This window comes from Cytophaga sp. FL35 (genome assembly GCF_014349235.1).
In the GTDB taxonomy this organism is placed as follows: Bacteria; Bacteroidota; Bacteroidia; order Flavobacteriales; family Flavobacteriaceae; genus Euzebyella.
This window is the reverse complement of sequence record NZ_JACSOH010000040.1, coordinates 1-25,142: the sequence shown is the minus strand read 5'-3', so window position 1 is coordinate 25,142 and position 25,142 is coordinate 1. Positions and strand designations below refer to the sequence as shown.

Sequence of the window (25,142 nt, the reverse complement as noted above, 5' to 3'; positions counted from 1 at the left end):
AATGCAAACGTTTGCATTAAAATAAACATAAATATATATTTGGATCACATTCAATTAACAACTCAGATAACTAACCTGTAAATCATTTATTTATGAAGAGAGTTAAAAGTGAGGGGAATTCTCAGAAAATGCTCACTGTGCAAGCTAGGAGAGAAGTTCTTCTCTTAATGCTTGTTTTGTTCGGTATTAGTGGACTTAATGCACAAAGCAAATTAATTAGTGGTAGTGTGAAAGATTCTGAAAGTGGACAGCCCCTGCTAGGTGTAAACGTGGTAGAAAAAGGAACCGCCAACGGAGTTGCTTCGGACTTTGATGGTAACTATACTATAGAAGTAAGTACGCCCAGTGCTGTGTTGGTGTTTTCTTCCATGGGATACCAAACGCTTGAAATTCCTGTGGGGGAAGGTTCCAATGTTAATGCGGTTATGGAATCGGCAGCGAACCAATTAGAAGAGTTCGTAGTAGTCGGTTACGGAAAGAAAAAGAAAAGAAATTTAACTGGTTCTGTAGTTTCGGTTGGTGGGGAAGAAATTGCACAGACCAACCTTCAAGATCCTGTTTCAATTCTACAAGGTAGGGCCGCAGGTGTTCAGGTAGTGTCTAATTCTGGTGCTCCAGGTGGTGGAATTACCATTCGTGTAAGGGGAAATTCTTCATTAAACAGTGGAAATTCACCTTTGTACGTCGTAGATGGTGTTCCTATTGAATCCAATTCCCAATCATCTTTGAACGGAACTGAAAATTTTGGACTTAATCCACTGGCAGATATCAATCCGAACGATATAGAATCTATTGAGGTTTTAAAGGATGCCGCGTCTACTGCTATCTATGGTTCTCGTGCAGCAAATGGTGTGGTCATGATTACGACTAAAAGAGGTAAAGAGGGCAAAGGTGTCCTTAATGTAAATTTCATGTCGGGGGTTAGTCAGATTACCAGAAAGCTAAGTGTTTTGAATGCATCCCAATATCGAGATGTTATAATTGATTCCTATAGAAATATGGCCAACCCCGTTGAGCCTAATTGGACAATAATTGATTCCTTGAATCCAAAGAACAATGGTGATGTTGATTGGCAAGAAGAATTGTTAAGGGTCGCTCCTCAATATAAGGTAGACTTATCTGTTCAAGGAGGCTCCGAAAGTGCTAAATACTCGTGGAGTTCGTCCTTTCTTAACCAAGATGGGATTATTCTTAATTCCAATTATAAGAGGATAACCTCTAGATTGAATGTTGATTTTAAAGTTTCTGACAAGCTAACAGTGGGTCAAAGTCTATCTTACACCAACGGTACAAATAATAGAATCAATGCAGGGGGTAGTGGTAATTTAAGTGTAGTAAGGGAATTGCTGATCAGACCACCTTCCTATGCCATGTATCTGCCAGACGGTTCTCTTAACGGGTACCAATTCGGGAAGCGTAACCCCGTTGGTCTTGCGGAACTTGCTACCCATTTAAATAAAAGCAATCGGATTATTGGTAACCAATATGGGGAATTTGAGTTTTTTGAAGGCTTCAAACTTAGGAGTAATTTGAACCTTGATTTCCTATCCATGAAGGAAGATGAATTTTTACCTTCCAGCCTGGATTATAGGGAAGGGTATAACTCGGGGGCCGTAAGGGCTGTTCAAAACTTGACCTGGGGCAATGAGACTTACTTTAGTTTGGACAAGACCTTTGGTGATAAGCACAATTTTGGAGCGCTTTTGGGTACAAGCTTTCAAGAGTGGCAATATGAAAGAACCGGTTTAGATGGTATGTTTTTTCCCAGTGATAATATTAGAACCCTAAACGCTGCTGGTACCATCTCTAATCAAGAGGTTAATATTACCACTGAACATTCCCTTTTGTCCTATTTTGGAAGAATGTCTTATGATTATATGGGCAAGTATCTTTTGGAGGTAAATTTAAGGGCAGATGGATCCTCAAGATTTGGAGAGGATAAACGATTTGGGTACTTTCCGTCAGCTTCGATAGGATGGAGATTTTCAGATGAAAAATTATTGCAAGACCAAGGGGTGTTGACCGATGGTAAGCTTAGGTTCAGTGCAGGGCAAACAGGTAATGAGGCCATTGGCAACTACACCTCACAGGGTGAATTTCTAGTGGGAACGAACTACTTGGGATATTCCGGTGCCTCCCCATCGGTAATGCCAAATTCCGGACTGACTTGGGAAACCACCACTCAATATAATGCTGGTATTGACATGTCATTCTTGAGAAATAGAATTGTTTTGAATGCCGATGCTTATCTTAAGGTTACCGATGACTTATTATATAATGTGCCAATACCACGCACCACTGGGTTTGACTATAGTACCCAAAACATCGGAAGTATCGAAAATAGGGGGTTGGAGTTTTTGTTGACCAGTAAGAATACCGTGGGCGAATTCAAATGGGATACCAGTTTAAATATTAGTTTGAACCGCAATGAGGTTACTGATTTGCCAGACGACTTACTAACAAACGGTTATATACAAAATGGTCAATATCATATTTTGCAAGAAGGGTTACCAATTGGCACATTCTATGGTTGGAAATTTGAAGGGGTCTATGCTCGAGACGAGGATAACGTAAATGGAATTACCAACGGAGCATTGGGAGAGGTATTTGAAGGTGGGGACCCTATCTGGAAAGATTTAAACGGTGATAATATAATTGATGAGGACGACAGACAAATAATCGGAGATGCCCAACCTGACTTCTTTGGAGGTATAACAAATAACTTCAGTTATAAGAATTTCAGTTTAAATGTGTTTTTTCAATTTTCTTATGGCAACGACATTTACAGTGAAATCAACCACCAAAGAAACTCTGTGGTTCGTTATAACAATTTATCTACTGACGCTCTTAGTCGTTGGAGAAATCAGGGGGACATAACCGATTTTCCAAAGCCGGTTCGTGACGATCCTAAACAATCGGATAGTAGAATACAGAGCAGGTGGGTAGAAGACGGCTCTTATTTGAAGCTGAAGAATGTGAATCTTAGATATCGCTTTCCCAACCGTTTAATCGAGCCTTTTGGGCTTAGCAAATTAGATGTGTTTGTGACGGCGTCCAATTTGATTACATGGACCAAATATACTGGCTTCGATCCCGACGTGAATTCCTATAGTGGATTGAGAGCGGGGGTAGATGAAGGCTCGTACCCACAAAGTAGAACTATTATGACAGGTCTAAACTTTCAATTCTAAAAATCTGAGCAATGAAAAAAATAAATAAAATATCAATAGTTCTTTTAATAGCTATCGCATTTTCTTGTTCGAAAGATATTTTGGACAAGGAGCCTAAAAGCGGCTTTTCGGCCCAGGGTTTTTATAAAACCTCCAGTGATGCACAAGCCGGTGTTTACGGAATTTACGATGCCGTTCAGGCAACCTTTTCGAGGAATTTCTCCTTTTGGGGTGAAGGGCGTGCAGATGCGGTAAATACCAATCATTCGGGTGACCCCTTATTGTTACAGCAAAACACCCTGAACAAGACCATGAGCTCGGCTAGCTGGAATAATTTATACGAAACCATTAGTAGGGCCAATTATGCTATCAAATATGTTCCTACGGTGTTTGAAGATGGTAATGATTTCAGTTCCCAATTGGTGGGGCAGGCAAGAGCTTTACGGGCATTATCCTATTTCTATGCCGTAAGGGTATGGGGAGATGTTCCTCTGATTTTGGAGCCTTATGAGAGTGTTGAGCAAGAACTTTTTGTGGCCAAAACGGATAAGGAGGTCATCCTTGATCAAGTCATTGAAGATTTAAATTATGCCCGACAAAATTGTCGTGAAAGTTTCGGTGGTGAGCGAGATCGATTATTAATGACCCAAGGTACGGCCAATGCATTATTGACTCAAGTACATATGTGGAGGGGTAATTATGAGTCTGCCATTGCTGCGGCAGATAGGGTTTTGACCAATAGTCTTTACTCATTGGTAAGTATTAATGACTGGTCCAAAATATTTACTACAGGTTTTTCCAATGAAAGCATTTTTGAAATTGGGTATGATGAAACACAGACCAATAACCTTCGCATATTATATGCTATTGGTTCCGATAGTCATTACTTTCCCAGTGAATCTTTTAGGACTGCCTTTGAGGAAGGTGATTTAAGGCAAGATTTGATTTATGATATAACCGAAGAAGAACCCAGAAAAATTTGGAAGTTCTTTGGGCAAGGTTTCGATGACGAAAGTGCCGACCCGTCAGCACAGAATATCGTTATGATACGTTTGGCGGATATCATGTTATTGAAGGCAGAGGCGCTTAACAAATTAGGCCAAGCTTCTCAGGCTGTTACCTTGTTGAATGTAATCAGAAGTAGGGCAGGGCTACCTGAGCTAACAGTGGCTACTGCCACTGATTTATACGGAGACGTGGAGTCGGCTATCCTGCATGAAAGGTTATTGGAACTTTCTTTTGAAGGCCATCGATGGTTCGATTTGGTAAGAACGGGTAAAGCCATCGAAACGATGGGCCCCGTAAACGGTCTGAGTGACGAGGCAAATCTTGTGTGGCCCATCCATGAGGATGCCCTAAATAGAAACCCAAATCTGGAGCAAAATGGTTTTTACTAAAATAACTTCCCGTCCAATCAAAAAAATTAAACATATGAAAAGCAATTTATTCATACATCAGAAGCTTATCTTGCCCATTTTCGCTTTATTGATCGGTCTCCAATATGGCTGTGAAATTCAAGAGAATTTCGAATATCAAGAAGCAGGCGTAGAGGCCCAATTGGGTATTTCGGCTTGGGATTATATCAGAAATAGTGATTCGTTGGTAATTTTAGAATCCGCTATCGTACGAGCGGAATTACAAAGCTTGTTCAATGATAGCAAAGCACGCACCTATATTGCTCCCACCAATATGGCCTTTAGCGAATACTTTGAAGCGAATGGCTACACTGGCATTGAAGAGGTGCCACTACCTATTCTAAGAAATCTTTTGAAGTACCACATAGTGGACGAAAAAGTAGTCTTTACGGACCCGGACCTTTTTGAAGGAAACAAACCACTGGCTTATACCACTCAAAATGGTCAAATTATGTATCTGTCCCACGATTCCAATTTTATTGGTTTGGTCAATCAGGGCACGGGTAAACAGTGGTCTATCACAAGTTCCAACTTAGAGGCACTTGACGATGCCATTCATGTGGTTGGGTCGCTTGTGTATTTTTCAGCTCCTCAGAATGATTTGAATGTGCCGGACCCTACTATTAAAACAGATACTATTTTCCCGTTGTTCGACACGTACATTAATGGCGGAGGACAATCAGGAGCCAATTTTGGTGCCGATCCCTTAATCAAAATCAAAAACGTAAGCGATAATGGCGATTATGATAGAAAGGGATTTCTAATGTTCGATTTGAAAGACTTTGATGAAGAAGGAGTAATTACGGACATCAGATTGGAAATGGCCGTAAAATTTACGCACGCCAAGGGGGTTGCAATGGATTTATATGCGACTCCAGATACTACTTGGACGGAGATGGGGTTGACCTTTGACAACGCTGTTTTTCCGGACAATGACCCCATTGCATCGATTACAACCACTAAGGTGAGCACCTTCGATTTTAATATAACCGATTATGTAACGGCCCTTGAATCGGAACAACGAATATCACTCATGCTTGATGGGGAGGCTGGTTCCGACGAAACCGATGAGTTTGGCTCTAAGGAAAATGCAGATTTCAACCCGCCCATGTTGATAGCTACCTTAGGCTCAGGTAACAGCTTTTTGAATATTGTTGCCAATAACGGTTTTACGGTCGATAAAGAAGAGGCATATGTTTGGAATGCCAATGTGGTTGAGATTGATGGCGCGTCGGCCGGGGATATAATTTATACCCTAGAACAGGCCCCTTCAAACGGATGGTTGATTACGGGAGCACAAACTTTGCAAGTGGGCGATAAGTTTACCCAACAAGATATAAACCTGATGAACGTCGTTTATATCAACAATGGTTCGGGTACTTCAGATGTAGTGACCGTTTCTGCGAAAGATAGGGTGGGCTCGGTCATTGACGCCTTTGAAATTAATATCGGTATCAATTAAGAAAATGGCGCTTTGGTAGATCATAAGGTAAGTATTTCAGCTTCGGTTATTAAGAGTGTCCTGATGCTAATGCTCATCTGGGTTTCATCGGGGTGCTCTCAATCCGAAATGGCTGAAGCTCCTATCAAAACGAACAATCGTATTATTTCGTTTTCAGGATATGATTGGGTCGTTCGTAGTTCCAACGATGCCAAAGAGGGGCCAGGGCCTAATCATTTTTCAGATTCGGAAAGAAATGTTTGGATAGATGGTGAGGGTAGATTACACCTTAAAATCACCTATGAAGAAGGTAGGTGGCAGTGTGTCGGGGTAGCCTTACGCCAGAGTTTTAGTTTCAACAAATACGTTGTCTACCTCTCAAGCCGTGTAGATACCCTAGATTTGAATACGGTAGCGGGAATCTTTATTTATAATAACGATGAAGAAGAAATTGATATTGAATTCTCGCGGTGGTCAAGAAATGAGAACCAAAACGCTCAATACGGTATTCAACCTTCGGCAATTGAAGGGAATAAAGTGAGATTCGATTTAAATTTAGATACTGAGAAAACGGTTCATTTCATTGATTGGAAAAAAGACCATATCAATTTCGGTAGTTATCGTGGGAACTTGATTAAGGCTTCCGAACTGTTGTACTCTTGGAGCTATGATGGCGCTGATATTCCACCAGATTCAGAAGAACGGTTTAAAATCAATCTATGACTGTTTAGAGGTACGCCTCCTGAAAATATGAAGGAACAGGAACTAATTATTGATAGGATAGATATTTTATAACTTTATGTAAAACAATTAGTTGTGCTTTTAAGGATAGTTTACTGAAGACACAACTGAATTTATTAAAAATGCAATACAACCAGAACATTATTAATGTCTTTTCTTCTGCTGAAAAAGCCGGGAAAAAAGCAGGTGAAGCCATAGAGGCACATATCGTGCAACTTCAAAAAGAGCAGGATACCATCCGAATTATTTTTGCGGCTGCACCCTCTCAGACCAGTATGCTAAATTATTTATCGGAATCAAAAAGAATCGATTGGAGCAAAATCGTAGCTTTTCATATGGATGAGTATATTGGGCTTCCCCTAGATGCGTCGCAACATTTTGCTGAATACCTTAAAAGTCATCTTTTTACAAAGGTACCCCTTCGCTCGTATCACGTCTTGAATACCAAGGGGGCGATTGACGAACAAATCGAAGCATACTCCCGTATGCTACAAGAAGAGGTCATTGATATTGTTTGCCTAGGGATTGGGGAAAATGGCCATATTGCCTTTAATGACCCTCCCGTAGCAAACTTTAATGATCCCGTGGCCGTGAAAGTAGTTGCGCTCGAACAGGCCTGTAGGATTCAGCAAGTAAACGATAAATGTTTTGAAACCTTGGAATCTGTACCCAAGAAAGCAGTGACCTTGACAATACCTACTTTGGTGGCGGGTAAAAAATTGTTTTGCGTCGTATTGGGTAAAACAAAAAGCGAAGCGGTAAAAAATACGTTTACAATGCCTATTTCAGAGAAATGCCCTGCCACCATTTTACGAAGACATTCAGACTGTACTTTTTATTTTGATGAAGATGCATATGAAGCATTGAAAGATGTACCTAACACTAGCTCAAAGACTTGTTTAAATGATTAGAAAAAAGATTTTTTCGAACCTTTTACTTATCGTCCTTATTTTTTGTGCACCCCTTACGGTAACTGCACAAAAAAAATCCACGGACCCAAACGATGATTTTGAGATAAAAGGGTTTCATATAGATTTGCGAATTCAGGTGATGACGCCAGAGGCACTTAAAACCTTTGTACAACAATTGGCTGATTTCGGATTGAACACTTTGGTAATGGAGTGGGAGGGAACTTTTCCCTATAAAAAGCATCCAGCTATCTCTAATAAGTACTCTTATAGTCAGAAAGAAATCAAAGACTTTATTTCTTTTTGTGAAAGCATTGGTATACAGGTGATACCGCTACAACAGAGTTTGGGCCATGTGGAGTATATACTTCGCAACCCTAGGTATAGTGAATTAAAGGAAGATAGAAAAGACATCAGTCAGTTGTGTCCCATGGAATCTGAACTTAGTAAAGCCCTGTTCACAGACCTTTTTACTGAATTGGCCGATACCCATAATTCCGATTACATACATATTGGCGGAGATGAAACCTATTTGCTGGGTCATTGCCCTAAATGTCAACAGAAGGTGGAAGAAACCAGTAAGTCCCAGCTGTTTGTAGACCACATGAAGATGATTACGGAAATTGTTACTGACTTGGGCAAAAAGCCTGTCATGTGGGCCGACATCATTTTAAAACATCCTGAGGCCGCTTCGGAACTGTCTAAAGAAACCATTTTCATTGATTGGAACTACGGTTGGAAAATCAATCATTTTGGAGATATTCCAGGTCTTCAAGACCAAGGTTTTACCTTTTGGGGTTCACCCGCTATCAGGTCCCATCCAGATAATTGGTTCGTTACCAATTGGCCAACCCATTTCAAGAATCAACATGAGTTTATTCCTTACGGTAGAAAAGCAGATTACAAGGGCATGGTCATGACCTCGTGGTCTACTTCGGGTGTCTATGGCTTTACTTGGGATGTGGACTATGATGTGGTAGATATGGTACAAATTAGAAACACCTACCCCATGTCGGGTTTCCGGATTTTGATTGCCAGTTATGCACAAGCGTTAAAACAAAAAGAACCCCTTGAAGCGGAAAAATTTGTTCTCGAATACGCAAAGAAGCGATTTGGCCTGAGTACCGGAGATGCTAAAGTGTTGTGGCAGTTTTTCTCGGCGAAACCGGAATTGATTAAAAATGGTAGTCCTGTATGGAGTGACAATATTTCGGAAATGTATACGGATTACGAGGCAATAAGTAGCAGTATAAAAGACATAGCCCCTAAAAAAAATGTAAAAGAATTCGCCCATTATCAGTTGATGGCCGATTTAAGAATGCATTATCTCAAGTTTAAGGCAATAGAAGAGGATTATAACTCTGAGAAGTTTAGAGTTGAAGACACACCTGCATTATTGCCCAGGTTACAAGAGGTCATGAAAGAGGCTGAAGGCCTGAACGTTCGTTTTAAGGATTTGAATAGGGGTTTTCTCTACGATACAGAGTTGGACGAACAGAATGATATTAGAATTCAACAAGTTAAAGTCTTATATGACCGTTTGGCAAAGGTGAAATAAACAAAAGCTATAATTTAAATATGTACATAATTAAAAGCACCCTATGCAACTCTTAGACTGGCTGGTTCTTTCTTTATATTTTCTGATGCTGCTCGGTATAGGTCTCTGGGCCTATTTTAAGGTTAAGAGTTCTGCAGATTTCTATACGGCCGGGGGCAAGCTTCCGTGGTGGCTTTCGGGTATATCGCACCATGTTTCCGGCTATAGTGGGGCCGTCTTTGTGGCCTATGCCAGTATTGCCTATACCCATGGTTTTAGTTTGTATGTCTGGTGGGCGTTCACAGTGGGTCTGGCCACCCTTTTGGGAGGTTTTTTAATCGCTCCGCGCTGGTCGCGCTTGCGAATTTTTTCAGGTATTCAATCACCAACTGAGTATTTGCTTAAAAGGTATAATTTGCAGACCCAGCAATTGATAGCTTGGTCAGGGGCGATTATTAAGGTATTCGATACCGGCGGTAAATTGGCTGCCATAGCTGTGTTGCTGAATGTCTTCAGTGGTACCTCCATCACCTTTGGAATTATACTCGTAGGTGTTATCTCATTGATTTACATAACTATTGGAGGATTATGGGCGGACGTCTGGAATGATTTCGGGCAATTTATGGTGCAGTTACTGGCGGGCGTTACCATGTTCATCATGATTCTCTCCAAGCTGGGCGATGGCGTAAACGGTATTTTCACACTTTGGGATAGATTGCCGCCCGAGCATTCCCAATTTTTGAACGAACCCTATACTCTAGGGTTTGTACTAATTATTTTGGTAATCAATTTCTTTAGTTACAGTGGTGGAACATGGAATTTAGCAACACGCTTTATTTCATCGGATTCCGGAGAAACTGCTAAAAAGGCGGCCATATTATCTTCTGTACTTTATTTTATTTGGCCCTTGGTACTCTTTTATCCAATGTTCGCCTCTCCTTTGTTTTTTGAAAATCTAGCAGACCCAACTTTATCGTACGGTATGCTGGTCAAAGAATTTTTGCCGAGCGGTTTGGTGGGTTTGGTATTGGCTTCCCTGTTTGCCAATACCTTATCGATGACTGCTTCCGACAGTAATACGGTTTCTGCCGTGATCAGCCGTGATATTTTACCGGTACTGTATCCAAAAATAAAAACCTATGATGATGCTCAAAAGCTACGGCTGGCGAGAGTAACCACCTTTTGCTTTACGGTATGTACTATTATCACGGCTTTGAATGCCAGCTACTTTGGGGGCGTATTCGGGTTAATCGTTAGCTGGTTCGCCGCCCTTTTAGGCCCAATTTCCATCCCCATGATTTTGGGTTTATTGCCCTTTTTCGCAAAAAGCGATGGCAGGGCAGCCCTCATATCGATAATCGGGGGACTTGCCACATTTATTTTGTTTAAAATTTTCCCAATCGATTCATTTGCTCTCGAAATTGGTGGTCCTACATTGGTATCCCTTATTCTCTATATAGGTTGGGGGTTCTTAGTAAACCGTCCCGTCCCTGAAGAAGTAAGAAGTATGCATGAACAAATAGGCGAAACCACAAAATCTACTACCTTATGACCATTTCTGGTACTCATTATAAAACGGGAAAGGCAATTCAGTTGCAGGTAGAGGATGGTATTATTGATAAAGTAAAGAACCTAGGTCAAGAATCCTTTTCTAACCACGTTTGTCCTGGTTTTGTAGACTTGCAAGTCAACGGCTTTATGGGAATCGACTTCAATAGTGGTCGATTATCGGCAGATGAAGTGGTATCAATTACAGAACATCTATGGCATACAGGTGTAACTTCTTATATGCCCACCCTTATCACCAATGCAACCGCGCATATAGTACAAGCCATTGAGGCTATTGTTACCGCCTGCGAAAGAAACAAGCTCGTAAATGCTTCCATTATCGGTATTCACTTAGAAGGTCCTTTTTTGTCCAAAGAAGATGGGCCTCGTGGTGCCCACCCTTTGGAGCATTTAAAAAATCCCGACTGGGATTTGTTTGTCAAATGGCAAGAATTATCAAAAAACCGGATAAAAAAAATAACCTTGGCTCCCGAGTTGGAGCGTGCCATTGATTTTATCAAAAACAGTGTGGCTTCTGGTATTCTAGTTTCCTTGGGTCATACGTCTGCCAGCGAAGAGCAAATAGCGCTAGCTGTGGAGGCGGGTGCCACCATGTCTACCCATTTGGGCAATGCAGCGCATTTAACTTTACCTAGGCATCCTAACTATATCTGGTCGCAATTATCTCATGAGAGGCTACGGGCGTCCATTATCGCCGATGGATTTCATTTGCCTGATTCCGTTATAAAGGTCATCACCAAGGTAAAGCCTGAGTCCACTATTTTGGTGAGCGATTGTACGAAATTTGCCGGACTTTCAGCAGGTACCTACACTTCGCATATTGGGGGCGAAATAGAATTGAGTGCTGAGGGGCGGCTTTTTATAAAGAAGGCCCCTGAAATGTTGGCAGGTTCGGCACAATCCCTCATCTGGTGCGTCAATAAAATGATAAAATCCCATTTAGCTACCGTTAATCAAGCGATTGATATGGCCAGTGTAAAGCCCTTGGAAGTATTAGGAAAATCTGCAGGACTCGAAAAGGGCAAGTTGGCGGACCTAGTAATTTTTCAGAAAGAAGCCTGTGGCATCGTTGTGCTACAAACGTACAAATCGGGTCAGCTGGTGTATTCCAAATCCAGATAAAACCATTTAAAAAATATTATTGCAAATGAATGCTATAAAATCAATTCTCCCGTTCGTCTTTATTTTGTCGGTAATACAATTTTCCGCCCAAGATCTTACGGTGGTGCCAAGACCAAACTCTGTTCATTGGGGCGAAGGTAGCTTTTCATTGTCTTCGGCGGTGACAATTAGGGCCGACAAAGCCCTAAAGAACGAGCTTCGACATTTATCAAATTTTTTACAAAAAGGCTTCGGTGAAAAACCAAGGGAGAACAAAAGAGGGGGCATACGTTTGAAAATTGATCAAACATTGGCAGAAAAAAACGAGGAAGGCTACCAATTGGAGGTTTCTCAAAACGGAATTGTAATTAAAGGTGCTTCTCCAACAGGTGTTTTTTATGGTATTCAAACCTTCAGACAACTACTGCCCCCAGAATTTGAATCTGACGATAAAAGTACAGCCGTCGATTTGCCCTCTGTAACAATTACGGATGAACCCAGGTTCCCTTGGCGGGCTTTTATGTTGGACGAGTCGCGGCATTTCAAGGGAAAGGAGACCGTGAAAAAACTTTTGGATCAGATGGCATACCTGAAAATGAACACCTTCCACTGGCACTTGACGGACGACCAAGGATGGCGCATCGAGATTAAAAAATATCCAAAACTGACAGAGATAGGGTCTTTTAGAACAGATACCCAAGCGGAAAGAAAAAGTGAATTACGTACGGGCGAACCGCACAGCGGTCATTACACCCAAGATGACATTAAAGAAATAATTGCCTATGCTAAGGAACGACATATAAATATCGTGCCTGAAATTGAAATGCCCGGGCACGCCATGGCGGCCGTCGCGGCCTATCACTGGCTGGGTACCTTGAGAACCACTAAAGAAGTACCGGTCACCTTCGGAAAGATGGACGATTCCTTTGATGTGACCGACCCAAAGGTGGTCTCCTTTTTAAAGGATGTGTTGGACGAGGTCATGAATTTATTTCCGGGGCAGGTGGTGCATATCGGGGGAGACGAGGTCAATTTTGAGCCTTGGTTGCAAAATGAGCATATGGTGGAATATATGGAGGCCAAGCATATGAAGTCTCCGATGGACCTTCAAATTAGCTTTACGAACGAGATTTCCAATTACATTGATAAGGCGGGAAAGAGAATGATGGGGTGGAACGAAATTTTGGGCCATCAGGTACATGAAGACCGTGGAACCTCAGGCACCGTAAGCGAAAAATTGGCCCCATCGGCCATAGTTCATTTTTGGAAAGGTGACCTAAGCCTGGTCCATAAAGCAGTGGAAGAGGGCTATGAGGTGGTCAATTCCAACCATTGGGATACCTATTTAGATTACACCTATCAAAGATTACCTCTTGAAAAGTCGTATGCTTTTGACCCTGTGCCCGAAGGGTTAAAGCCTGAATATCATTCTCAAATTTTAGGACTGGGAACGCAGATGTGGAGCGAATGGATTCCAACAGTAGAAAGTATGGAACGTCAAATTTTCCCGCGCTTGGCCGCTTATGCAGAAGTAGGGTGGACTGAAGGGGAGCACAAAGATTATCAAGCGTTTCAAAATGCGTTAGAAGGAGTTCAATACACTTGGGGACAAAACGGTATTCACTATCACCAAGAAGAGTAGGGAAAGATATAATCAAGTGAAGTTGGTTTGTTAGTTAGTTCAACTGGGAGCAATAGGGGTATTGCTCCCTTCTTTGTTTAGGCATTTCCAAATAAGCAGTGGCACTTAATGTGTGGACATCACAATTCTTCAAACATTTGCGTTTGAGATTTATGCATCTTTATAGATAATTTCCAACTTTTGTCTAGAAATACCTACATTTTATCGATTATTCTAATTTTTTAGCAAAGATTGAGGATTTCCGTAATGTCAGAATATTCCAATTAGCGATATTTAGGGATTGATGATTTCTTTATGTTTATATTTTCGTATCACTTCCCCCTATCGAATGTAACAAATGGATTAGTCAAAGAAACCATACACCCACTTTAACCATTCATTACTGATAACGAAGATGAAATCTAATTTCAGCTTTTTAAAAGAGCAATACCCAAACCTTTTCGCTATAAGCGAATTATCTGAAAAACTAATCTATGTAGACCCTAGTTCATCTCTTTCTAAGTCTAGATTGTTTTCTGAAAAAATTTGCCTCCTGATTTGGGATTTTGAGGTGCTTGGAGAATTTCAAGGCTCACAGAACGACCGTATTTATAGATTGTCCTCCTTAAATATCACCCCAGATATTATTACCGGTATTCTACATACAATACGTAAATCAGGCAATAAGGCTAGTCATACTGGTTCTGGTAGCTTTCAAGAAGCACATTTCATACTTAAAAAGTGTTTCCAATTAGCAAAATGGTTTTATGAAACCTATGAGCAGGATTATATAGAAATAAGCTCTTATACCTTACCTGACAAAGAAGATACCGTATCTGATGAACTCAGTAAAAAACTAGAAAAACTTTCTAAAGAGTTTACGGATTATAAAAATAAGATTGCCGAGCTAAATAAAAGTAAAGAGGAAGTAACGGCACGTAAGCAACGAAGTGATGCCCGGGCCAAGAATCTTAACCTTAGTGAAGAAGATACCAGGCTAACGCTAATTGACCCAAAACTGATTGAAGCTGGTTGGGAATGTGATACCCTCAACCTGAATTACAAGAAAAACAAAACGCTTCCTCAAAAAGGCAGAAACATCGCAATTGCCGAATGGCCTTGTGATGGCAAATGGGCGGACTATGCCCTATTCGTGGGAACAAAACTATATGGTATTGTAGAGGCTAAAAAATACGCCAGTGATATTTCAACTGACTTAAGACAGTCAGACATTTATGCAAAACGAATTTCTTCAAGTGATAATTTTGAAACCTTAGGGGAATGGCATGATTATAAAGTACCTTTTTTATTTTCAACTAATGGTCGTGAGTTTCTAGAACAGATTAAAACCAAAAGCGGTATTTGGTTTTTAGATGTGCGAAAAGAAAGAAATAGAGCTTACCCAATTAGAGGTTGGTTTTCACCAAATGGTTTGGTTGAACTTTATGAACGTGACATTGATGCCGAGAACGAAAAATTAGAACAGAGCGATTACGATTATTTACAGGATAAAAACGGTTTAAGTCTACGTGACTATCAAATTGAGGCGATACAAAATGTTGAAAAGAATATCAGAACCAACTTTGAGGAAAATCGTTCTCTTTTGGTCATGGCAACGGGTACCGGCAAAACCAGAACCGTTATCGGACTTTCTTACCGATTGATAAAAGCGAACCGTTTTAAGCGAATATTATTTTTAACGGATAGAAAACTTTTAGCACAACAGGCTTTTGGCAGCTATCAAGATGTCAAGATAGAACGCATCAATACCTTTGCAGATGTCTATAAAATAGAATATGTTAAAACGCTGATTCCTGATTCGGAAACTCGTTTGCATTTTGCTACCGTACAAAGTATGGTAAAGCGGCTATTTTATGGTGATAACGAACTGCCTATTGACACTTATGATTGCATTATTATTGATGAAGCCCACCGTGGTTACAATCTGGATAAAGAGCTCGATGAAGAAGATTTAGAGTTTAAAAATCAAGATGACTATGTTAGCCAGTACAAGAAAGTTATTGAATATTTCAATGCATATATTATAGGTTTAACCGCAACACCTGCATTACATACCACTGAAATTTTTGGTAAACCGGTTTATTCGTATTCGTATCGCCAAGCAGTTATTGATGGGTATTTGTCGGACCATGAACCTCCATATCGTATAAAAACACGTTTGAGCGAGGAAGGAATACTTTGGAAAAAGGGTGAACGCCCTAAAGTATTTAATCCGGAAACGAATAGCATTGAAGAACTTGCCGAATTGGAAGATGACCTGTTGGTAGAAATTGAGCAGTTCAACAAGCTGGTCATCACTCCTGATTTTAATAGAGTCGTATTAAAAGAATTGGTGCAACATCTGGATCCGGATAGCGATGAAAAAACATTGATTTTTGCCGTTCGAGATTCACATGCAGATATGATTGTGCAGATGCTTTATGAAGAATTTGAAAAAATAGGACTTGATGTGCCCCAAAATGCAATCCGGAAAATAACTGGTAATGCGTATGACCCCGAGCAACTGACCAAGGAATTTAAGAACGAGAAGTTTCCAAATATTGCTGTAACCGTAGATTTATTGACCACAGGTATCGATGTTCCTAAAATTTGCAACTTGGTGTTCATGCGCCGGGTAGGTTCTAGAATTTTATATGAACAGATGATAGGACGTGCTACCCGTCTATGTGAAGAAATTGGCAAAGAGGACTTTAAGATATTCGACGCTGTAAGAGTGCATGAAGCCTTACAGGACTATACGCAAATGAAACCGGTTTCTAACCCTTCTATGACATTCACGCAATTGGTGAATGAACTAGATGCTATCGAGTCCGATGAGCGTGCTAAATCTCAAGGAGAGCAGCTTATTGCCAAATTACAGCGCAAACGCCGTAAGATTGAAGAAAACAATTTGGAGGAGTTTATTTACATGGCTGGCGGCAAGGATCCCAAAGAAGTTATACAAGCAATTAAAGAGGCTAGTGCCCAAGAAGTAAAAGCTATTATTAAAGAATTTAAGGGGCTGTGGAATTATCTTGACACTAAAGTCTACACACCTAAACATCAATTGTTATCAGACCATAAAGATGAATATTTAGGTACAGAACGGGATTTTGGCAAAGCAAAAAAGCCAGAAGACTACATAGAAAACTTTAAAAAATTCTTATTAGAGAATCAGAATAAAATAGCCGCTTTAAAAGTGATTGTTTCTAAACCTAGTACCCTTGATAGAAAGTCACTTAAAGAGCTCCGCCTTTTGTTGGACCAAGAAGGGTTCAATGCAAAAACCTTGAATGCCGCTTGGCACGATGCTAAAAACCAAGATATAGCAGCAGACATTATTGCCTATATTCGCACCCTTACCTTAGATGTAGACTTGGTAGGTCATGAAGAACGTGTTCATAGAGCCTTTGAAAAAGTAAGGGGTATGAAAGCTTGGAACAAGATTCAGCAAAAATGGCTAGACCGTTTTCAAAAGCAGCTACTAGCAGAGACAGTTCTTACTAAAGAAGATTTGGACAAAGAACCATTTAAAGGCGAAGGCGGCTATAACCGCATAGACAAACAATTTGAGCAACAATTAGATGATGTATTAGAGACCATTAATGCTAATCTTTACGTTGCCTAATCATAAAATTTAACAAATTACATGAGTGCAGATGAAATAGCCAATAAGCTTTGGAACCTTTGTAATGTATTACGGGATGATGGGGTTACCTATCACCAATATTTGAATGAGCTTACTTACATTCTATTCTTGAAATTGAGTGAAGTAAAAGGTTTTGAAGAACATATTCCCAAGCAATACCGTTGGCGTTCTTTTGTGGAGGAAACCGATAATGCAGAATCTTTTCAGCGTTACCGTAGTTTCTTGGCAGAAGTAAGTAATGAGACTACTAGTACCAGTATAAAAGAGATTTATGCAAATGCCTCTACAAGTCTTAGAAAACCGGTAAACTTTAATACGTTGGTACAAGCCATAGATGACTTGGATTGGTATGAGGAAACCGACCGTGATGTCATGGGCGATATTTATGAAAGCCTATTGGAAAAAAATGCCGGGGAAAAGAAAAGTGGTGCTGGGCAATATTTTACGCCAAGACCATTGATTAATGTGATGGTAGAATTAATGGCACCCAAATTGGGAGAACGTTGGAACGACCCTGCAGCAGGAACTTTTGGTTTTATGATTTCTGCGGATGAATACTTGCGTACCAAACATGACGACTATTTTGACCTAGACGAGAAAGAGAGAAAGTTTCAAGTAGAAAAAGCATTTAGTGGCGTAGAGTTGGTTGGTGATGCCCACCGTTTGGCTTTGATGAATGCGAGATTACATGGCATGGAAAGCCAAATTATTTTAGGCGATACCCTAACAGAAATGGGTAAAGACCTTAAAGGGTATGATGGCGTATTGGCTAACCCACCTTTTGGAACTAAAAAGGGTGGTGAACGCCCAACCCGTGATGATTTTACTTACCCAACCAGTAACAAGCAACTTAACTTTTTACAGCATATTTATAGAAGTTTAAAGAAAGATGGTAAAGCACGTGCAGCTGTAGTATTACCCGATAATGTCTTGTTTGAAGATGGCGACGGGCAGAAAATTAGGCGCGATTTAATGGATAAATGTAACCTGCATACCATTCTCCGTTTACCAACAGGGATTTTCTATGCCGCTGGAGTAAAGACCAATGTACTCTTCTTTACACGAGGCACTACCGAAACTGAAAATACAAAAGGCGTTTGGTATTTTGATATGCGTACCAATGTGCCCAATTATGGTAAACGCACCCCATTTACTAGAGCGGCGTTTAATGAATTTATAGAAGCCTATACCGGTGGAGTACAACCTGAGAAATTAACGACCCATTTTGATGGTATTGTTAATGATACTGCTCGTAAAAAAATTGTAAATGAACGTTGGCAATTTATAGAGCGAAAAAAAATTGAATTAAATAATTATTCTCTAGACATAGGGTTGATTCCAGATAATAGTATTATCAAATCAGAGGACATTGGTGAACCTATAGAAATTGCTAAAGAAGCTTTAAGTGAATTGACAAATATTACCGCAGAGTTAAATGCCTTAATAAAAGCGTTAAACTAGATGGAAAATAATTTACCTGAAAATTGGATTGAAACAGATTTGGGTTCTGTACTTTCAAGAATGACAAATGGTTCTAGCTTAAAGCAACAAAAAGAATTATTTGAAGGGTCATACCCAATCACAAGAATTGAAACAATTTGGAATGAAACAATAGATTTAACTCGTGTACGATACGTAAAACCTAGTAAAGATGATATTGAAAAGTATAGCTTACGTAAAGGTGATATTTTATTTAGTCACATAAACAGCGGCAAGCATATAGGCAAAACCGTAGTTTTTAATCTAGATGAAACTGTTATTCATGGTATAAATCTTTTACTACTAAGAACCAATTCCAGTGTAAATGGTTTTTTCCTTAATTATCTTTTAACTCACTTTAGATTTTCAGGTAAGTTTATGGAAAAAGCCCAACATTCCGTAAATCAATGCTCTATTAATCAAAAAAAATTAAAAGAATTTGTTATTCCAATTCCCCCTCGCCCCGAACAAGACCGTATTGTAGCTAAAGTTGATGTTTTAATGGCTCAGGTAGCAACCATGCAAAAAAGCTTGGAGCGCATACCCCAACTCTTAAAAGATTTTCGGCAGCAGGTATTGACACAAGCGGTTACCGGGAAGTTGACGGAGGAGTGGCGTAAGGGGAAGGAGTTGGGAGAGTGGAGAACAGTGACTCTTATCGAATTAATAAAAGCTAAACCTAGAAATGGATTTTCTCCCAAAGGAGTAGATTTTCCCACAGATGTAAAAAGTCTCTCTTTAGGCGCTACAACTTCGGGAAAATTTAATCCAAGTAAAGTTAAATATCTGGACATAGTAAAACCGGACTCAGATTCACACTTATGGCTGAAGCATGGAGATATATTAATTCAGCGCTCGAATAGTTTGGAATATGTAGGTACATCTGCACTTTACACCGGAGAAGATAATGAGTTTATCTATCCCGATATTATGATGAAGGTTCAAGCTAAGAAAGGAATAAGTAATAAATATTTAAATTATTGTCTTAGTTCATCCTCGACCAAAGAGTATTATAAAAGCAATGCTACGGGCACGGCTGGAAACATGCCTAAAATCAATCAATCAGTTGTTTCGAATACTCCTGTAAGTAAGCCTCCTCTCAAAGAGCAACAAGAAATAGTCCACCGGGTTGAATGCCTTTTTGCCAAAGCAGATGCCATAGAAGAAAAATATCAAAGCTTAAAAACCAAAATTGATACTTTACCCCAAGCAATTTTACATAAAGCCTTTAAGGGTGAGCTTGTAGAGCAATTACCTACAGATGGTGATGCAGCAGACCTTTTAAAAGAGATATCTAGACTAAAAAAAGAGAAAAGCACAGTAAGTTAGCTTAGTGCTTTAAGCAAGAATGTTGATAATTACCAAGTGGTTTTAAGAGTGCAGACCACAGATTTAGTTAATTTTACATCAAAAATAAACCTATAGGTTGATTTTATGGAAATACTTTCTATATTTGAAGAGCAAATTAAGGGTATATACCTAGCTCGCTTTGTAGATTGCCCTTTCTATAATACACCGGAAACCTATGAAACCGAACTTGATAAAATTCAAGAAGAATTTCAAGACCCCCTCTTTGTTCGCAACTTTATTAAATCAACGGCTTCTGGTTGGAAAAAAGGAGATTACAAGAATGTAAGCCTATCACATTTAGCGTATGACGTATTGGTCGAAGCTGCAGATTTATTTGATAAATTAGACGAAGTTCAAGAAGAAACCCAAACTGAAAATTGTTTTGATATATTATTCGATAATTTTAAAGGATTATCAGAAAATGAAAAGTATGATAATCCCGGTAGGCGTAAAATGTATACATACCAACATAATTCTTACCTCAGATTATATGGGGTGCTTTTAGGCGATAACTGTCTTATAATTACAGGTGCAGCTATTAAATTGGTCGGTAAAATGCAAGATAGTACAGCCTTGAAATTAGAGTTGGATAAAATGAGTTATTTGATAACTTGGCTTAAAGACAACAATATCACTGACACAACAGATTTTAAACCATGACACAAAGGGAAAAAAATAATAAAATAGCGTTAAAAACTGCAACGCAGTGGAAAATAAGAGCAAAAAAGGACAGAACAAATAGAAAACAAATTAGCCGTTCACAAAAGTTTGCCCTAGAGCTCTTAGATTATTTAGATGAAAATAATATTTCCCAAAGAGAACTAGCGCTAAGGATGGATGTAAGCCCTCAACAAGTGAATAAGATTTTACGTGCAAAAGCAAATCTGACCTTTGAAACTTTAGATAAAATTGAAGCTGCATTAGGTGTTACTCTTTCATCACCAACTATTGTAAGCAGGATTGATATAAAATCAGAAACTATTAAATCTGTAATGACCTTGGTTCACAAGTCAGCAAGAAAACAGATTGAACCAACATATAGCAGGAGTATTGGTTCAATAAAAAATTCAATTTTAAAAACAAATTTAGAAAATGTAGAAAACCTCGCTTTCACTGCGGACCAAATTTAAGCATATGACATATAATAAGCTTGGTTTTGCTTTTGTTGGATTAAAAACAATTTCATTTGCAAAAATTGAAACTGCCTATAAGAAAACGGGAGAAATTGATTTGATAACAAACCTTGGTTTTGGTATAGATGTTGATGATCACACCATTACTTGTACTACCAAGTCTTCTTTTGAAAAAAAGAAAAATCAACCTTTTTTAATAATAGAGTTACAGGGTTTTTTTGAAATTAAAAAAGATGATTTCAATAAAAAAGTAAAACAGCCAGACGGTTCTTATCTTATATCTCAAAGTTTAGCTACTCACTTTGCAGTTTTAATGTTCGGGTCAGCTAGAGGGGTTTTACATGCAAAAACAGAAGGAACAATTTTTAATCAATACTTGTTGCCTACAATGGATGTAAAAAATATGATTCAAGAAGATTTGATTCTGAATTCCTCAGGATGATTTACCAATTTTTATTTTTAATAGCAAAAAATGAGTTAGCAGTTTCTTTAACTCTCAATTCATAGGTGAAATTATTTATTATCCATAACAACCAAAGTAACCAACCAATTAAGTATGAAAGAAACTGAAATACTACTACAAGAAACGGAACTCTTTAATGTGTGGCGTGAAATTACCCCAAATCTAAGTGAAGATGGTCTAATAGACCCGGTCGAATATGTAAAATCAGATATTAAAATTCTTTTTCTTTTAAAAGAAGTAAACTCAGATAAAGGTTTCAATTTAAAACAGTTTGTGAATGATGGTGGTAGAACACAAACTTGGGATAACGTTTCTAGATGGACTCATGGAATACTAAATTGGCAAAACGATTTTTCATGGTTAGATGATATTGAACCTATTAAAAATATTGCCAAAAGAAAAGAGTTACTAAAGTATGTAAGTGTTATGAATATTAAAAAGACACCTGGAGGACATACAACCAATATTAAGAAGCTAATACAGGATTCCACATTGGGAAAATCTTTTCTAGAAAGGCAATTTAGGCTCTATTTTGACAATGCCGATTTAAGACCAGATTTTATCATCGCTTGCGGCGGCACTACCTCAAGGCTTTTTCGAAGTATTGTTCCAATTATCAAAATAGATAAATGGAGTGTTACCAAAAGAGGAGTTCTCTACTATGAATATGAAAAGGGAAAGTACTTTATAGAATATGCCCATCCTGAAGCTAGAGTTGCAGATAACCTTCTTTATTACGGTTTAGTAGACGCAGTACGAGAGTTGAAACTTAAAAACTCAAATCTTACTTCTACCTAAAACCACCATATCCTTAATCATCTAGTCCACATTCAATAAAAAAAACCGGGGAGTTGCCCCGGTTCAATAGTTTATTTTAAAAATTTTTAGTAGTCCAAACCAAAATGGTCCACAACCTCTTGATAGGTCATTTTGCTGTAATTCAGACTTTGTGCTTTGTCACTCACCGAAGATGAAGGTATAATGATATATCTTGCGCGCCCATCCGGCGCCGTACTACTTGTCTCCGTTCTGTAATAAATTCTAATTTTCCCCTCTTGAAAAGCAAAATTTACGGTAAAAGTTGCAGACCAGGTCATGGGAAGCGGGTAAACGTACGTTGAATTTTCAAAATACACGAGAATGACCGAATTTTCCAAATCTTGGGCAGTTATATCTGGGGTGGTTTGGTCATGATAGCCAAAAGTTCCGGGGTTGGTCGACCAAGAAACATCAAACCAATCTGACGATTTAACATTGGCGTTCCCATCTTCACCTGATTCCCCTTGTGGGCCTTGTTCCCCTTGAGGACCTGCTACTCCCTGTTCACCTAGGGGTCCTTCAGGACCCACGGGCCCCTCGGGACCTTCCTTATCACAAGAAATTAAGACGGATCCAAGAGCAAATAGTAACAAAATGCATGATTTCATAGTCTTCATAATGACATAGTTTAATTCGTATTGCTTTATATTTTTCAATAATTAATGTTCAGAAAAGGGAAAGGTTAACATTTAGTTGAAGAATAAAACAGAAAGACTATTCAGTCCGTCGTGAAACAATTGTACACCGTTTTTAAAAGAAAGTAACGATGAGGCTCGTTCAAATAGGTGAAAGGGTAAACTTTTAGAACTTAGTGAACCAAAACACAGAAGCCGTTTGAATTGATTAGGATAACCCCTTAATAGAGCACTGATTATTTAACTTTTTTCTCAATTTTAAAACTGCAATTCTGGTGATTACTCAATATGAATCAATAATAATTCGTTTGAATAAAAGATTCAAACGCTAATAAAATGTTCGACATGGAAAATAAAAAATATACTATACAAATAGGAGAGCATACCTACTTCTGGTCCAATGAAGACGAAAGAGCACTGATTATCAATGAAGGCTTCCCGGATGAAGTAATTGATGCTTTAGAAGTAAAAACGAGCATTCCAACATCGCATCTATTGTTATATCTAAACATTGGCAAGTCTAATGAAAATAAATATATCAGAAATAAAGTACAGGCTAAATCAATAGTAGAACTGACTGAGCTCTATGATTATGGAGTTCAAGTCTTTAATGATGAAGAGGATAAATTCAAGCACTGGTTTAAAAAACCAAATGTAACCCTCAATCAAAGGAGTCCGGAGAATGTTTTAAGTGAAGAGAGAACAGTTGCTCCTGTTAAAAACGTTTTGGATAAAATTGAATACGGTGGTTTTTAATGAGCACGATAATTGGACAAAACCTTTTACACCAAACTTAAGACTACATAGTCAGTCCTAATAACCAATTTTGGAAAAGGCTCACCTGAATAGCATGTTTCACGTGTAAGCTGTCGGTAAAGTGCCCAACAGCTTAACGCATTGAAACAAGCAAAGATTAGAGCTAAGGACTTTTGCTACTTAGCGAAAATTTTGTGCAGTTGAAAAAGATAAGCGTTAATAGCAGTGATTCCTTTAATTAAACCTATACTAATCGTAAAAGAGATATGCTTACCGTTTTAATAATACATTAACTTCTCTTTAGTTACAATATCTAACGGTAAACTCACTATTTGTGGGGGTAACTGTTGAAGCCCTAAATATTTGTAAAGGTATTCTATACCTTCATAGGCTTGTTCATAAGGTCGCTGATTAATTAAAAAATCGATTTTTTTCTGGTTTAAAAGTTGTTTGTTTTTGTCAAGAAGATCATATCCCACTATCCGAAAAAGCTTTTTGTCTTTCAATGCTTTAACTAGAATGTGGGACTTAGAATTAGGCACGAAAACACCACCGAGCTTTTCTGCTTGTATAAGTTTATTTTGAATTTTTTCTAACAGTTTGGGATCTTCCTCCGAAATAATCAAGCTGTCAATTACATAGTTCAATTCAGTAATTTCAGTAAAAAACGATTTGAAGCCCTTAATTCTTTCTTTTACGTTTAAGTTAGGATTTTGAGCTTTGGTTATATCAATAATCAAAAAATTCGTTCCCTTTTTTTGATTAAAGCTTATCAGTTCACCAGCTAATCTTCCCCCTTGATAAGAGTTTTGACCAATAGCACTTAATGCAGATATTTCATTCTTGATAGACCCTATTAAAATATATGGTAATGACTTCTTTTTGCATGTATCCATAAAAATTTTCGATTCTTCTATAAGAACTTGTGCCAATAAAACTGCATCGTTTTTCTCATCAAAAATTTTTCTTGATACAGATACGAAAGAATTTTTATTCTTTTGATTATAGAGATAAATATTGATGTCAACTCCAAATGATTTAAAATCAGCAGTAGCCTGTTGAACAGCTCTAATAGGTTCTGACCAATACTCCCCTTTTTTATGTTCGGGAAGTAATACGGCGATTTTAAAATTTCTATTAAGAGCTAAATTACGTGCATGGGTATTTGGGACGTAATTAAGTTCATTCATAATCTTTTTTATAAGCGTAGTGGTCTCTTTTGAAACATCTCCTCTATTATGAATAACTCTATCAACTGTTCCAATTGAAACATTCGCAAGTTTCGCAATTTCCTTAATTGTTGGTTTTTTAGACATTTACTTATTCTTTGTATAAAATAGCCTATAATAAATTGA

Annotated in this window: 19 protein-coding genes; 17 read left to right on the top strand and 2 right to left on the bottom strand. The window is 38.6% G+C overall.

Features of this window, described 5'->3' with window-relative positions; all coding sequences use genetic code 11:
* Positions 1–92: 92 nt before the first annotated feature.
* The 16 genes from BIZ36_RS19620 to BIZ36_RS19545 all read left to right on the top strand — a co-directional run bounded on the left by BIZ36_RS19620 (position 93) and on the right by BIZ36_RS19545 (position 22,375).
* Positions 93–3,191 carry a SusC/RagA family TonB-linked outer membrane protein gene (locus BIZ36_RS19620; RefSeq protein WP_286175012.1) on the top strand — a complete coding sequence of 1,033 codons (3,099 nt, stop codon included), beginning with the start codon at positions 93–95 and terminating at the stop codon, positions 3,189–3,191.
* 11 nt (positions 3,192–3,202) lie between these two features.
* On the top strand, positions 3,203–4,567 hold the full coding sequence (locus tag BIZ36_RS19615) for a RagB/SusD family nutrient uptake outer membrane protein (protein ID WP_187459573.1): 1,365 nt from the start codon (positions 3,203–3,205) through the stop codon (positions 4,565–4,567).
* Between the two features lie 34 nt (positions 4,568–4,601).
* Entirely contained in the window at positions 4,602–6,047 is a 1,446-nt protein-coding gene (locus BIZ36_RS19610; protein WP_187459572.1) for a CBM96 family carbohydrate-binding protein, read from the top strand.
* 12 nt (positions 6,048–6,059) lie between these two features.
* Complete coding sequence (locus BIZ36_RS19605; protein WP_187459571.1) at positions 6,060–6,749, top strand: LamG domain-containing protein; 690 nt, start codon at positions 6,060–6,062, stop codon at positions 6,747–6,749.
* Between the two features lie 140 nt (positions 6,750–6,889).
* Complete coding sequence (locus BIZ36_RS19600; RefSeq protein ID WP_187459570.1) at positions 6,890–7,678, top strand: 6-phosphogluconolactonase; 789 nt, start codon at positions 6,890–6,892, stop codon at positions 7,676–7,678.
* Positions 7,671–9,233, top strand: a complete 1,563-nt coding sequence (locus BIZ36_RS19595) for a family 20 glycosylhydrolase (protein ID WP_187459569.1) — start codon at positions 7,671–7,673, stop codon at positions 9,231–9,233. The genes BIZ36_RS19600 and BIZ36_RS19595 overlap by 8 nt, the downstream gene beginning before the upstream one ends.
* A 43-nt stretch (positions 9,234–9,276) precedes the next feature.
* On the top strand, positions 9,277–10,764 hold the full coding sequence (locus BIZ36_RS19590; RefSeq protein ID WP_187459568.1) for a sodium:solute symporter family protein: 1,488 nt from the start codon (positions 9,277–9,279) through the stop codon (positions 10,762–10,764).
* On the top strand, positions 10,761–11,903 hold the full coding sequence (locus BIZ36_RS19585; RefSeq protein ID WP_187459567.1) for an N-acetylglucosamine-6-phosphate deacetylase: 1,143 nt from the start codon (positions 10,761–10,763) through the stop codon (positions 11,901–11,903). Before BIZ36_RS19590 ends, BIZ36_RS19585 begins: the two co-directional genes overlap by 4 nt.
* A 25-nt stretch (positions 11,904–11,928) precedes the next feature.
* Positions 11,929–13,524, top strand: coding sequence for a beta-N-acetylhexosaminidase (locus BIZ36_RS19580; protein WP_187459566.1), 1,596 nt, complete (start codon positions 11,929–11,931; stop codon positions 13,522–13,524).
* 394 nt (positions 13,525–13,918) lie between these two features.
* A complete protein-coding gene (gene hsdR / locus BIZ36_RS19575) occupies positions 13,919–17,131 on the top strand; it encodes a type I restriction-modification system endonuclease (RefSeq protein ID WP_187459565.1) in 3,213 nt (1,070 codons plus the stop codon).
* A gap of 21 nt (positions 17,132–17,152) precedes the next feature.
* Entirely contained in the window at positions 17,153–18,613 is a 1,461-nt protein-coding gene (locus BIZ36_RS19570) for a class I SAM-dependent DNA methyltransferase (protein ID WP_187459564.1), read from the top strand.
* Positions 18,614–19,960, top strand: coding sequence for a restriction endonuclease subunit S (locus BIZ36_RS19565; protein WP_187459563.1), 1,347 nt, complete (start codon positions 18,614–18,616; stop codon positions 19,958–19,960).
* Between the two features lie 105 nt (positions 19,961–20,065).
* The gene (locus tag BIZ36_RS19560; protein ID WP_187459562.1) at positions 20,066–20,641 is read left to right on the top strand and encodes a hypothetical protein; all 576 of its coding nucleotides are present in this window, start codon (positions 20,066–20,068) and stop codon (positions 20,639–20,641) included.
* Positions 20,638–21,111 carry a helix-turn-helix transcriptional regulator gene (locus BIZ36_RS19555; RefSeq protein ID WP_187459561.1) on the top strand — a complete coding sequence of 158 codons (474 nt, stop codon included), beginning with the start codon at positions 20,638–20,640 and terminating at the stop codon, positions 21,109–21,111. Before BIZ36_RS19560 ends, BIZ36_RS19555 begins: the two co-directional genes overlap by 4 nt.
* 4 nt (positions 21,112–21,115) lie before the next feature.
* Entirely contained in the window at positions 21,116–21,556 is a 441-nt protein-coding gene (locus tag BIZ36_RS19550; RefSeq protein WP_187459560.1) for a hypothetical protein, read from the top strand.
* 114 nt (positions 21,557–21,670) lie between these two features.
* Positions 21,671–22,375, top strand: coding sequence for a hypothetical protein (locus BIZ36_RS19545; RefSeq protein WP_187459559.1), 705 nt, complete (start codon positions 21,671–21,673; stop codon positions 22,373–22,375).
* Positions 22,376–22,461: 86 nt separating this feature from the next.
* Here BIZ36_RS19545 and BIZ36_RS19540 read toward each other — a convergent pair whose 3' ends face one another.
* Positions 22,462–23,013 carry a collagen-like triple helix repeat-containing protein gene (locus tag BIZ36_RS19540; protein WP_187459558.1) on the bottom strand — a complete coding sequence of 184 codons (552 nt, stop codon included), beginning with the start codon at positions 23,011–23,013 and terminating at the stop codon, positions 22,462–22,464.
* Between the two features lie 354 nt (positions 23,014–23,367).
* On the opposite strand from BIZ36_RS19540, the gene BIZ36_RS19535 reads away from it, so the two are divergent.
* Positions 23,368–23,787 (top strand): antitoxin Xre/MbcA/ParS toxin-binding domain-containing protein, encoded by a 420-nt coding sequence (locus BIZ36_RS19535; RefSeq protein WP_187459557.1) that lies wholly within the window; start codon positions 23,368–23,370, stop codon positions 23,785–23,787.
* 278 nt (positions 23,788–24,065) lie between these two features.
* Here the strand turns inward: BIZ36_RS19535 and BIZ36_RS19530 are convergent, their stop codons facing one another.
* The gene (locus tag BIZ36_RS19530; RefSeq protein WP_187459556.1) at positions 24,066–25,103 is read right to left on the bottom strand and encodes a substrate-binding domain-containing protein; all 1,038 of its coding nucleotides are present in this window, start codon (positions 25,101–25,103) and stop codon (positions 24,066–24,068) included.
* Between the last annotated feature and the right edge of the window lie 39 nt (positions 25,104–25,142).